Raw genomic sequence first — 12,390 nt, 5'->3', positions numbered from 1 at the left:
CCCTGCCGACCCGCCGGCTCATCGCGCCCGTGGCGCTCGTGGCCTCGCGGCTCTGGTCGCGCTCGTCGCGCTCACTGCCCTCCCCGCGCCGGCCACCACCGCCCCGCGGGGCCGTTCGCGCCCGGGCGGCCCGTCCGGCGCCGTCGCCGCGGATCCGGCGGCTTACCCGGTGGCCCGCTCGCGTACACCCGGTCCCGGTTCCGTACGCGCGTACGGTGACACAACTCACCCTGGTTCCGTGCACGGAATGCATCGTTCCGACGTCTGAACAGACAACCGATCCATCAACGTGCCGCCTCGGTTCGACGCCGGCGAAGGGGAGCAGCCATGTCACCCGTGATCGAACAGGCGGTGCAGGCGCGCGTCGTCGCGTCCTCCCCGAGCCTGGAGACCGTGCCGGCGACCCTGGTCTACGACCGGACCGACCCCTTCACCGTGCGGATGGCCTTCCCGCCGCTCGCCACGCTGGAAGGCACCGAAGTCGTCTGGGAGTTCTCCCGCGAACTGCTCGCCGAGGGCATCGGCGCGCCGGCCGGCGAGGGCGACGTGCGGGTGCGGCCGTTCGGCTACGGCCGCACGGTCGTCGAGTTCCACGCCCCCGAGGGCACGGCCGTGGTCCACCTGCGCACGGCGGACCTGCGCAGGTTCCTGGACCGCTCGCGCTTCCTGGTCCCCGAGGGCCACGAGCATCTGTACCTGGATCTGGACCAGGCGCTGGCCGAACTACTGGGCGACGCGTACTGATCGCTCCCGCTCCGGCCGCCGTGAGCGGCGGGCGGGCCGCCGCGCCGTCCCGGCCGTCCGCCCTCCGGCGTCCCGGCTCCGTCCCGGCGCCCGCGCGGGGATCGGCACCGGCACCCGGCCCGGTGGGACGGGCCTTCCGGAACGTCCGCCTCCGGCAGGTCTCTCGGCACCCGGCCGCGGCCCGCGCGGTTTCCCCGGCGTCCGGCGTTCCGCCGCGGCGGGCGCGGGCCATGATGGGGCGCGTCCGGACCCCGCCCGTACCTGGAGACGTCCACGTGCCCAGCAGGAAAGCCCTGATCCGCCGGCCGAGCTCGCGACTGCACGAGGGCCTCGTCACTCATCTGGAACGCACGCCGGTGGACGCGGTGCTCGCGCTGAGGCAGTGGGAGCAGTACGCCGCGGCCCTGACGGAGCACGGCTGGGAGACCGTCGAGGTGGAGCCGGCCGACGACTGCCCGGACGGGGTGTTCGTCGAGGACACCGTGGTCATGTTCCGCAACGTCGCCCTGATCACGAGGCCCGGTGCCCCGTCGCGGCGCCCCGAGACGGCCGCGGTGGAGGAGGAGCTGGCCGGGCTCGGCTGCTCCGTGAACTGGATCTGGGAGCCGGGCACGCTGGACGGCGGCGACGTGCTGAAGGTCGGGGACACGCTGTACGTGGGCCGGGGCGGCCGGACCAACGCGGCCGGCGTCGCGCAGTTGCGTGCCGCGTTCGAGCCCCTCGGGGCCCGGGTGGTCGCCGTGCCGCTGAGCCGGGTACTGCATCTGAAGTCGGCGGTGACCGCGCTGCCGGACGGGACCGTGATCGGACATCCGCCGCTGGTCGACGTGCCGTCCCTCTTTCCGCGCTTCCTGCCCGTGCCGGAACCCGCGGGCGCGCACGTGGTGCTGCTCGGCGGCGGCCGGCTGCTGATGGCCACGAGCGCGCCGAAGAGCGCCGAGCTGCTGGCGGGGCTCGGCTACGAGCCCGTGGTCGTGGAGATCGGCGAGTTCGAGAAGCTGGAGGGCTGTGTGACCTGTCTCTCCGTGCGCCTGCGTGACCTGTACGTGTGATTTTCCCCGGCACCCCGGCCGCCGCGGCCGCGGGCCGCTCCCCCGCCCGCCCGGCCCCCGGGGACCGGAAGCACGCGGTCCGCGGGCCCCGGCGACGGCACCGCCACCACCTGCGGGGACGGCGCCCGGGGTGCGCCGCGGGCGCCGGGCCGGGCGGGCGCGAGGGGCGCGCATGCCGCTCCGGGTTCCGGGTACGCGAGGGGTTTCCCGGCCGTGAGGACCGGGCGGCTCGAACGAGAGTCTTACCCGATCTTTAACCTACGGTTTCGTAACCTACGAAGCCGTAGGTAGTTTCCCGTCCCCAGGAGCACCCGTGACCCTTACCTCTTCCCACCTCGGCAGTTCGGACGCGTGGACCGACGCGCGACTGCTGTACGCGCTGGAGGAAGTGGTGGAGAAGGAGCTCAACCGCCACCTGCGGGTGGCCAAGGACTGGATGCCGCACGAGTACGTGCCGTGGGGCGACGGGCGCAATTTCCCGGGCTTCTTCGAGGACGGCGAGGCCTGGAGCGCCGAGCAGTCCAAGGTCACCTCCCTCGGCAGGACGGCGCTCGTCGTCAACCTGCTGACCGAGGACAATCTGCCGAGCTACCACCACGAGATCGCCACGCTGTTCGGCCGCGACGGCGCCTGGGGCACCTGGGTGCACCGCTGGACGGCCGAGGAGGGCCGCCACGGCACCGTGATGCGCGACTACCTGCTCGCGTCCCGCGCCGTCGACCCGGACGAGCTGGAGCGGTTCCGCATGAGCCACATGTCGGAGGGCTACGAGTCCGACAACCGCCACTCGATGCTGCACTCCGTGGCGTACGTCGCCTTCCAGGAGCTGGCAACCCGCGTCTCGCACCGCAACACCGGCCACCAGTCGGGCGACCCGGTCTGCGACCGCATGCTCGCGAGGATCTCCACCGACGAGAACCTGCACATGGTCTTCTACCGCAACCTGCTGGGCGCGGCCTTCGAGATCGCGCCGGACGAGACGATGGCCGCCGTGCGCGACGTCGTCGTCGACTTCCGGATGCCGGGGCACGGCATGCCGGGCTTCGAGCGCGCCGCGGTCGCCATGGCGGTCGGCGAGGTCTACAACCTCCGCATCCACCACGACGACGTGCTGCAGCCGGTGCTGCGCTTCCTCAAGGTCATGGACATCGAGGGCCTGGGCCCGGAGGGGCTGCGCGCGCAGGAGGAGCTGGGCCTGTTCATGAACGGCCTGGACGGCGAGGCCTCGAAGTTCGACGAGAAGCTCGCGGCGCGCAAGGCCCGGATGGCGGCTCGCGGCCGCGTCTGACCCCGGCCGGGCCGGCTCCCGGGCGTTCCGCCCCGTCCGCCGCGCCTTGCGTGGTCCTGGGCGCGACCACATACGTACCGTGCCCGCGTCCGGCCAGTCCGTGCCCGCGTCGCGGGAAGGGACTGTCGACGTGGGACGTCGGCGTGCCGGTGCCGTCCGCCCGCGCTGCCCGCACTGTGCGGGCTCGGCCGCCCGGTCTCCCGCGGGACGGTCGGCGGCCCGGGACGGTCCTCGTCCTGGGTGCCGGCGCGGCCCCTCGCGAAGGCGGGGTGCGTGCTGGGCCCGTCAGCGGCGGTTGCGGCGCAGGGTGAGGCGCTCGCGCTCGGAGAGCCCGCCCCACACGCCGAAGCGCTCGTCGTTCTCCAGGGCGTAGGCGAGGCACGCCTCGCGCTCGGGGCAGGCGCCGCACAACTGCTTGGCCTCGCGGGTCGAGGAGCCGGGCGCCGGGAAGAAGAACTCGGGCCCCGTCTGCGCGCACAGGGCGCTGTCCTGCCAGGCGAGCGAGGGCTCGGCGGCGGAGGGTGCGGCGTGGCTCGCGGACCTGGCGTTGGTGATGTCGATCAGCATGACAGTCAGGTTTCCGTACCGCGATAAACGTGCGATTGACGGATGATCAATCGGTCGCGGAGCCCTCTGCCGGAAGCCGACGGGGTGCCCGGTCGCGCCGCTCGCCGCCCCCGCGGCGGAGCCGGTACGGGCACCGCCCGCGCCTGCCGGGCCGTCGCCGTGCGGCCGAACCGCGACGCCCGTCGGCACCCACCCGGGTGGTGACGCCGGCGCACCGCTGCGCACCGAAGCGCCGCCCGTAGCGTCCCAGCCGCGGGCGGCGTTGTACAGGCGGTGGGCCGCGACCCGCCGTCAAGGCCGCGTCAATGCCCCGTCCCCGGCATGCCCTTCATGTCCGTCCCTTTCATGTCCGTCCCTTTCATGTCCATGCCTTTCATGTCCATGCCTTTCATGGCCGGGGTGTCCGTGCGCATGCCGGGCATGGCGCCCATCGCACGCCCGTCGTCCTCCGCCGTCTTCGCGGACTTCCGGGCCTGCGCCCCGGCAGGGTGGTGCATCTCCTCGTACGGCGGGATCGTGCCGTCGGCCTTGGCGACGAGGAACAGGCCGGCCATGCCGAGGTCGGAGTGGCTCTGCACGTGGCAGTGGTACATCCACGCGCCGGGGCCGACGTGCTCGCCCGCGATCACCTGGAACCCGAAGGAGTTCGCCGGCCCGACGATCTTCGTGTCGATCATCGGGCTGGTGTCGCCGGCGCTCGTGATCAGGCCGGTCCTGTTGTCGGCCCAGCGATGACCGTGCAGGTGGAACGTGTGGTAGAACTCGCCGTGCGTGATCGACACGAACTCGACGCGGTCGCCCACCGTGGCCTTGAGGTCGGGTCCCATCGCCAGGTTGTTGATCTGCATGTCGTTGAAGACGACGGTGAACGTCCGGTCGGGCAGCAGATCGCCCTTGCGGCGCACGATCAGCGCCCCGAACAGGCCCGCCCTGATGCCGCCCGTGCCGTGGTCCGTGCCGACGACGTGGTCGTGGTAGTGCCAGTAGCCGGCGCTGCCGGGCTGGAACGTGCCGTCCGGACGCTTCGCCGGGGCGTGGGTGCGCCAGGTGTACGTGCGCTTGCCGCCCGGCGGGACGTGGCTGCGGTTGAGACGTGTGCCGTCGCTCGCGACGTCGTAGTCGACGCCGTGCGCGTGCAGGCTGACGTCGACGTCGAGGGTGTTCTCGAAGTCGATGTGCAGCGTGTCGCCCTCGACGAGTTCGATCAGCGGGCCCGGCACGCTCGCCTTCCCGCGCTCCAGCCCGTACCCCAGCTGCCCGCCCGGGAGCTTCTCCGCGAAGAGCGTGATGTGGCGGATCGTTCCCCCGGCGGGCGCCGTCGGCGCACCCGTCGCGGTGGGCGCCGAGGTCGCCACGGGCGCCGAGGCCACTCCCGCGGCGGCGACACCGGCGACGGCGGCGCCGCCCGCCAGCAGCCGCGTGTTGAAGCTCCTTCTGTCCATGGCCATGCCGAACTCCCCCGAACGGGATGGAAGTTGCGGGGCGAAACAGACCCCGGGGACGGCCATACGGTAGAGCAGTGCGCTTCGTTTATCCACACTCAGGACAAAGTTGGTGGAATTCCGGCCGTACCTATTGGCGCGCCGCCGAAAGGGGTCTACGTTCCAGGGCTGTTGCAGTGACCAAAGAGGGGTGGGTGAACACATGCAGCGCGCACCACACCGCCGGTCGAAAACGCGGCGCAGACTCACCGTCGGCCTGGCGACAGGAGCCCTCGCGGCTTCCCTGCTGGGTACGGCGGCCGCTTCGGCGCAGCCGGCTCCCGAGGCCGGGGCCGCGGCCCTGGCGCTCCCGTCGCCGCCCGGCGGCACCAACGTCAAGGTCCTCGTCTACTACGGCAACACCGGCCAGGAGTCGCCGACGGTCGACGCCGGGATCGAGGCCATCGAGGACATCGGGCAGACCGGCCCGCTCGCGAAGCGGTTCAAGACCGTTGCCACGGCAGACGGTTCGGTCTTCACGAACGCGAAGAAGCTCGGCACCTTCAACGCGGTGGTCTTCCTGACCAGCCCCGGCGACGTGCTCGACCCCGACCAGGAGGCGGGGCTCGAGTCGTACGTCGAGGCGGGCGGCGGTTTCGTCGGCATCCACGACGCGGCGAAGACGGAGCCCTACTCGGACTGGTACACCGGCCTGATCGGTGCCCGGCCCGCCGCGACCGGCCCGACGGACGTCCAGAAGGCGACCGTCGAGGTCGGGGACCGCGTCAACCCGGCCACCAAGGACCTGCCGCTCGAATGGAAGCGCGCGGACAACTGGTTCAACTGGGCCACGAACCCGAGCGGCACGGTCCACACCGTCGCCAGCGTCCGCGAGTCCACGTACAAGCCCGGCCAGGGCGCGGCGGGCACGGCGGACCACCCGGTCTCCTGGTGCCGCGACTACGACGGCGGCCGGTCCTTCTACACCGGGATGGGCGGCACCGTCGCCTCGTTCGCCGAGACCGACTTCCGCGCACACCTGCGGGGCGCCCTGGAGTGGACGTCCCGCCTCTCGCGCGCCGACTGCAAGGCGACGATCGACGCCAACTACAAGGCGGAGCGCGTCACCGCGCCCAACCAGCCCGGCCAGCAGGACCAGATCGGCGAGCCGCACGGCCTGACGATCGCCCCCGACGGCAAGATCCTCTACATCGGGCGCGGCGGCGGCACCGCCACCGACCCGGTCGTCACCGACTGGAACGACCCGAACGTCGGCAAGGGCACCGGCCGGATCTACGTCTGGGACCCGAAGACGAAGAAGGCGACCGTCGCGGGCGCCCTGACGATCTTCGGCAACCGGGGCGGCGGCGACGAGCTGAACAAGACCGAGGAAGGCCTCGTCGGCATCACGCTCGACCCGAACTACGCGAACAACGGCTGGATCTACGTCTACTGGGCGCCGCACTCGCAGATCGACCGCGACACCCAGATGGGCAAGCGGCGCATCTCCCGCTTCACCATGGACCTGACGACGAACAAGCTGGACATGTCGTCGGAGAAGGTGCTCCTGCAGTGGCCGATGCAGATCCACAGCTGCTGTCACGTGGGCGGCGGGATGGCCTTCGACTCGAAGGGCAACCTGTACGTCGGCGTCGGTGACAACAACTCCTCGCTCTACAGCGACGGCTACTCGGGCAACAACCCGGAGCCGAACTACAAGGGCGTCTCCTTCGCGGACGCGCGCCGTACGGCCGGCAACACCAACAACCTCAACGGGAAGATCCTGCGGATCCACCCGGAGGACGACGGCACGTACACGCTGCCCAAGGGCAACCTCTTCACGGGCAAGGAGACCGCAGAGGGCGGCGGCAAGACCCGGGGCGAGATCTACGCCATGGGCGTGCGCAACCCGGCGCGGCTGTCGATCGACAAGAAGACCGACATCCTCTACGTCGGCTGGGTCGGTCCCGACGCGGGCGCTCCGTCCACCACCTGGGGCCCGGCGAAGTACGACACGTTCGCCGTCATCGACCACGCGAGCAACCGCGGCTGGCCGTACTGCATGGGCAACAAGCAGCCCTACCGGGACCGCAACCTGCCGGACCCGAGCAAGCCGCTCGGCTGGTACGACTGCGACCACCTGAAGAACGAGTCGCCGAACAACGACGGCCTCGTCAACATCCCGCCGGCCGAGGCGAACAACATCTGGTACTCGCCGCAGGGCGGGGCTCCGGACTACCCGCGCGACGCCAACGGAGTGCCGAACTACGACCCGAGCAAGGCGAGCTACCTGCTGCCGTGGCTCAAGGGCGGCGGCCAGGCCACGATGGACGGCCCGGTCTACCGGTTCGACCCGACGGTCAAGAGCAGCGTCAAGTGGCCCCAGTACTGGGACGGCAAGTGGTTCGTGGCGGACTTCTACGACGCCACCAACCCGCGCCACGCCGTCACCATGAACCCCGACAACCAGGGTGAGGGCGGCCTGCCCATCCACGCGGACTCGCTGCGCAAGATCATCCCGGTGGGCAACGGCGGCATCCGCAACCTGATGGACTGGAAGTTCGCCCCGGACGGGTCCCTGTACGTCCTGGACTACGGGCGCGGCTTCTTCAACTCCGACTCCGAGTCCGCGCTGTGGCGCGTGACGTACACCGGCGGCGCGCCGACCCCGGCCGCCAAGGACCTGGTCAAGAAGGGAGCGTGAGAGCCGTGGGAGCGAGAAGGCTGCGACCGCTGCGCCTGTGGGCGTCGCTGGTCGGGGCGTTCCTGCTGGTGCTGGGGCTGACGTCGACCGCCGCCTACGGGCACGGGCAGCGCGCCGCGGCACCGGCCGCGGAGCAGACCCTGACCTGGACGGCGGGCGACTCGATCGAGCACTACGCGAGCGCCCCGACGACGGCGGTGGCCGGAGCGGCCACCATCGTCTTCGAGAACAGTGCGGCGACGGGCAACACGACGGGCCTGCCGCACACCCTGACCTTCGACACGTCGGACCCGCAGTACAACCACGACGCGCAGGTCAACATCCTCTCCAACCCGGCCGACGCCCAGGGCGGCAAGCACAGCGTCGAGGTCACCCTGACGCCGGGCACGTACCACTACTTCTGCTCGATGCCCGGCCACATCATGATGAGCGGCCTGCTCACCGTGACGGCCGCGGGCGGCGGTGACGACACCACGGCGCCCACCACCTCGGCGAAGGTCGAGGGGCAGCAGAACGCGGACGGCGACTTCGTCGGCTCGGCGACGGTCAGCCTGACGGCCGCCGACGAGGAGGGCGGCTCGGGCCTCGCGAGCGTCGAGTACGCGCTCGGCGCGGACGGCGCGTGGCAGCCGTACACCCAGCCGGTCGTGGTCGACCAGGTGGGCGAGCAGACCCTGCGCTACCGGGCCACCGACAAGGCGGGCAACGCGGCCGCGGAGAAGTCCGTCGACTTCACCGTCGTCGCGCCGTCGAGCGACGACACGACCGCGCCGGAGACCTCGGCGACGGTCAGCGGCGACCAGGACGGCGACGGGAACTACCTCGGGACGGCCACGGTCACGGTGACCGCGTCCGACACGGGCTCCGGCGTCAACACCATCGAGTACGCCCTGGGTGCGGACGGCGCCTGGCAGCCGTACACCCAGCCGGTCGCGGTGGACCAGGTCGGTGAGCAGACCGTCCGCTACCGGGCCACCGACAAGGCGGGCAACGCGGCCGCGGAGAAGTCCGTCTCCTTCACCGTCGTCACCCCGCCGGCGAAGGACACCACCCCGCCCACGGTCGCCGCGGCGATCACCGGCAGCAAGAACTCCTACGGCGCGTTCATCAGCAGCGCGACCGTGACGCTGACCGCGGCGGACACCGAGTCGGGCGTCGCCTCCAGCGAGTACTCCCTGGACGGCGGGCCGTACCTGGCCTACACCGACCCGGTGATCGTGGACAAGGTCGGGGCGCACACGCTGGCCTACCGGGCCACCGACAAGGCGGGCAACACCGCCGCCGCCCAGAGCGCCTCGTTCACCGTCGCGCAGAGCGGCGGGGTCCCGCCGCCTCCGTGCGCCGAGCACGACGAGCGCCTCACCGTCATCGTCGGCACGGTCGACACGGGCGTGCCGAACCGGCTCACGCCCAACCGCTGCACGATCAACGAGCTGATCGAGGACGAGCGGGAGTGGACCTCCCAGGCCCTCTTCCTCAAGCACGTCGACGGCGTGCTCGCGACGCTCGTCAGCCAGAACGTCATCGACCAGCGCGAGCAGAAGAAGATCGCCAAGGCCGCCAAGCAGTCGAAGATCGGCCTGCCGGGCCAGACCACCGGCTACAAGACGATCTTCGACGGCACCCAGGCGTCGTTCGACAAGTGGGAGCACGTCGGCGGCGGCCAGATGGACTTCAAGGACGGCGTGATGACCGTCGACCCGAAGATCGGCGGCGACCTGGGCATGATGTGGTACCCGGCGCGCCAGTACGAGAACTTCTCGCTGAAGCTCCAGTTCCGCGACGATGCCCCCGGCACCGGGAACGCCAACGGCGGTGTCTTCGTCCGCTTCCCGAACCCGCACGACTTCCCGCTGGAGTCGCGCCCCGCCTGGGTGGCCGTCAACTACGGCCACGAGATCCAGATCTTCGACAGCCCGACCGGTGACATGTACAAGACCGGCTCGGTCTACGGCTTCGACCGGGTGGGCCTCGCGGGCGCCCACCCCACCACCAAGGGCACCTGGAACGACTACGAGATCCGGGTCAACAAGCAGCACTTCAAGATCTTCCGCAACGGTGTCCTGATCAACGAGTTCGACAACAACCCCGGCCAGGTCTTCGACCCGCCCCGGTCCGGTGACCCCGGCACCGACGGCAGGCGCTACGCGTCCGGTTACATCGGACTGCAGAACCACAGCACGAACGACCTGATCTCCTACCGGGACGTGCGGATCAAGGAGCTGTAGTCCGGCTTCCGCCTCCCACCGGGCCGGCCCCCTCCCCCACCGGGGAGGGGGCCGGCCGTACGGACGGGGTCCGCCCGCCCGTCTCCCCGCGAGGGGACGCCGGCGTACGAGCGGGGTCCGCGCCCGTTCGTACGTCCCGTCAGGGCTTCTTGCGGGCGCGGCTCGGCTGGACGCGGGTGGGCTCGCCGGGCGCCTTCGGATGGTCCGGCGGGTACGGCAGGTCGCCGAGACCGTGCTCGCGCTCGTCGCGCGCCGCGAGCTCCAGCAGGCTCTCCAGGCCGAAGGCGTGCTCGTCCATGTCGGCGTGGACGTCGCCGAGCTCCGCGTAGCGGGCCGGCATGGTCGCGATGTCGAAGTCGCGGGGCGCGGCGTCGTCGACCTCGTCCCAGCGCAGCGGCGCGGAGACCGGTGCGTGCGGCCTCGGCCGGACGGAGTAGGCGGAGGCGATGGTGCGGTCCCGTGCGGTCTGGTTGTAGTCCACGAAGATCTTCGGGCCGCGCTCCTCCTTCCACCACGCCGTGGTGACCCGCTCGGGCATCCGCCGCTCCAGTTCGCGCCCGACGGCGATCGCGCTCCGGCGCACCTGGGCGAAGGTCCACCGCGGCTCGATCGGGACGAACACGTGCAGGCCCCGCCCGCCGGACGTCTTGGGCCAGCCGCGCAGTCCGTGCTCGTCCAGCACGGCGCGCAGCTCGTGGGCGGCGGTCACGGCCTCGGCGAACCCGGTGCCCGGCTGGGGGTCGAGGTCGATGCGCAGCTCGTCGGGGTGGTCGGTGTCGCCGCGCCGCACCGGCCAGGGGTGGAAGGTCAGGCAGCCCAGGTTGGCGGCCCAGACGACGGCCGCGACCTCGGTGGGGCACACCTCGTCCGCGTAGCGGCCGCTGGGGAAGGAGATGCGGGCGGTGGGGATCCACTCGGGCAGGTTCTTCGGGGCGCGCTTCTGGAAGAACGACTCGCCCGTCACCCCGTCGGGGTAGCGCTCCATCGTCGTGGGCCGCTCGCGCAGCGCGCGCACGATCCCGTCGCCGACGGCCAGGTAGTAGCGCGCCACGTCCAGCTTCGTGAAGCCGCGCTCGGGGAAGTACACCTTGTCCGGGTTCGTCAGCCGTACGGCCCTGCCGCCCGCGTCCAGCTCCACCGCCGCTGTCATGTGCGACACGGTAGGCGCGCCGGGGAGTCGGCGCATGCCGGGCGCGGCGGCCGGGGTGGGTCGAGAATCGGCCCCATGGACCTGCCCGTGATGCCGCCCGTGCTGCCGATGCTCGCGAAGTCCGTGAAGCGGATCCCGCCCGGCATGCAGTACGAGGCCAAATGGGACGGCTTCCGGGCGATCGTGCACCGCGACGGCGACGAGGTCGTCATCGGCAGCAGGAACGGAAAGCCGCTGACCCGGTACTTCCCCGAGCTGGTGGCGGCGCTGCGCGCCGAGCTGCCCGAACGGTGCGTGGTCGACGGCGAGATCGTGATCGTGCACGGCGGGCGGCTCGACTTCGACCGGCTCACGGAGCGCATCCACCCGGCGAACTCCCGCGTCGAGATGCTGGCGGAGCGCAGCCCGGCGAGCTTCATCGCCTTCGACCTGCTCGCGAAGGGCGACGCGGCGCTGCTGGGCATCGGCCAGGCGCTGCGCAGGGAGGCGCTGGAGGCGGCGCTGCTGGGGGTGCGGCCGCCGGTGTACGTGGCGCCCGCGACCACGGACCCGGAGGTCGCCGCCGAGTGGTTCGACCGGTTCGAGGGCGCGGGCCTCGACGGCGTGGTGGCGAAGCCCCTGGACCTGCCCTACCGGCCGGACACCCGGGCCATGTACAAGATCAAGCACGAGCGGACCGCCGACGTGGTCGTCGCGGGCTACCGCCCCCACAAGAGCGGACCCGTCGTCGGCTCGCTGCTGCTGGGCCTGCACGACGAGGCGGGCATGCTCCAGCACGTCGGCGTGTGCGCCGCGTTCCCGATGAAGCGGCGGGCGGAGCTGATCGAGGAGCTGGCGCCCCTGCGCATCGACGCGGGCGACCATCCGTGGGCGGCGTGGGCGGAGGCCTCGGCGCACGAGGGCGCGCGGCTGCCGGGCGCGCCCTCGCGCTGGACCGGGAAGAAGGACCTGTCCTGGGTGGCCCTGGCGCCGACGCGGGTGTGCGAGGTCGCCTACGACCACATGGAGGGCACGCGCTTTCGCCACACGGCGCAGTGGCGCAGGTGGCGCCCGGACCGCGAGCCGGAGTCCTGCACGTACGCGCAGCTCGTGGAGCCGGTGCGCTACGACCTGGGGCAGGTGCTGGGCGGGGCCTGAGCGCGGGGCCCGGCGGGGAAGGGGGCCCGGACGGCCCGCGGGTCCCTGACGCGCGCCGGGTGCGCCGGCCCGGGCGCGGGACGCGGGGCACGGTCGCGG

The 12,390-nt window shown here is 71.9% G+C and carries 8 protein-coding genes and 1 pseudogene; 6 read left to right on the top strand and 3 right to left on the bottom strand.

The features are described 5' to 3' along the window. Positions 1-327 precede the first annotated feature (327 nt). From ssgD to L1885_RS14250, 3 genes are all read left to right on the top strand, one after another. A complete protein-coding gene (ssgD, locus tag L1885_RS14265; protein ID WP_235797466.1) occupies positions 328-744 on the top strand; it encodes a spore wall synthesis regulator SsgD in 417 nt (138 codons plus the stop codon). A gap of 275 nt (positions 745-1,019) precedes the next feature. Next, complete coding sequence (gene ddaH, locus L1885_RS14255) at positions 1,020-1,796, top strand: dimethylargininase (RefSeq protein WP_235797465.1); 777 nt, start codon at positions 1,020-1,022, stop codon at positions 1,794-1,796. Positions 1,797-2,109: 313 nt separating this feature from the next. Beyond that, on the top strand, positions 2,110-3,084 hold the full coding sequence (locus L1885_RS14250; RefSeq protein ID WP_235797464.1) for an acyl-ACP desaturase: 975 nt from the start codon (positions 2,110-2,112) through the stop codon (positions 3,082-3,084). 285 nt (positions 3,085-3,369) lie between these two features. Here the strand turns inward: L1885_RS14250 and L1885_RS14245 are convergent, their stop codons facing one another. Together L1885_RS14245 and L1885_RS14240 are read right to left on the bottom strand one after the other, a co-directional pair. Beyond that, positions 3,370-3,651 carry a WhiB family transcriptional regulator gene (locus L1885_RS14245; protein ID WP_235797463.1) on the bottom strand — a complete coding sequence of 94 codons (282 nt, stop codon included), beginning with the start codon at positions 3,649-3,651 and terminating at the stop codon, positions 3,370-3,372. 470 nt (positions 3,652-4,121) lie between these two features. After that, positions 4,122-5,093: pseudogene (locus L1885_RS14240) on the bottom strand (multicopper oxidase domain-containing protein); the annotation flags it as partial. 202 nt (positions 5,094-5,295) lie between these two features. Between L1885_RS14240 and L1885_RS14235 the strand changes: the two are divergent. Together L1885_RS14235 and L1885_RS14230 are read left to right on the top strand one after the other, a co-directional pair. Then, on the top strand, positions 5,296-7,776 hold the full coding sequence (locus L1885_RS14235; protein WP_235797462.1) for a ThuA domain-containing protein: 2,481 nt from the start codon (positions 5,296-5,298) through the stop codon (positions 7,774-7,776). Next, a complete protein-coding gene (locus L1885_RS14230; RefSeq protein WP_235797461.1) occupies positions 7,773-10,004 on the top strand; it encodes an OmpL47-type beta-barrel domain-containing protein in 2,232 nt (743 codons plus the stop codon). Before L1885_RS14235 ends, L1885_RS14230 begins: the two co-directional genes overlap by 4 nt. A gap of 139 nt (positions 10,005-10,143) precedes the next feature. On the opposite strand, the gene ligD is transcribed toward L1885_RS14230, so the two are convergent. Continuing rightward, positions 10,144-11,154 carry a non-homologous end-joining DNA ligase gene (gene ligD, locus L1885_RS14225; RefSeq protein ID WP_235797460.1) on the bottom strand — a complete coding sequence of 337 codons (1,011 nt, stop codon included), beginning with the start codon at positions 11,152-11,154 and terminating at the stop codon, positions 10,144-10,146. A gap of 75 nt (positions 11,155-11,229) precedes the next feature. Between ligD and L1885_RS14220 the strand changes: the two genes are divergently transcribed. Next, on the top strand, positions 11,230-12,291 hold the full coding sequence (locus L1885_RS14220; RefSeq protein WP_235797459.1) for an ATP-dependent DNA ligase: 1,062 nt from the start codon (positions 11,230-11,232) through the stop codon (positions 12,289-12,291). The last annotated feature ends 99 nt before the right edge of the window (positions 12,292-12,390 follow it).

This window comes from Streptomyces fuscigenes, assembly GCF_021556455.1.
Taxonomy (GTDB): domain Bacteria; phylum Actinomycetota; class Actinomycetes; order Streptomycetales; family Streptomycetaceae; genus Streptomyces; species Streptomyces fuscigenes.
The sequence above is the reverse complement of the archived record's forward strand: the minus strand, read 5'-3'. Positions and strand labels throughout refer to the sequence as shown.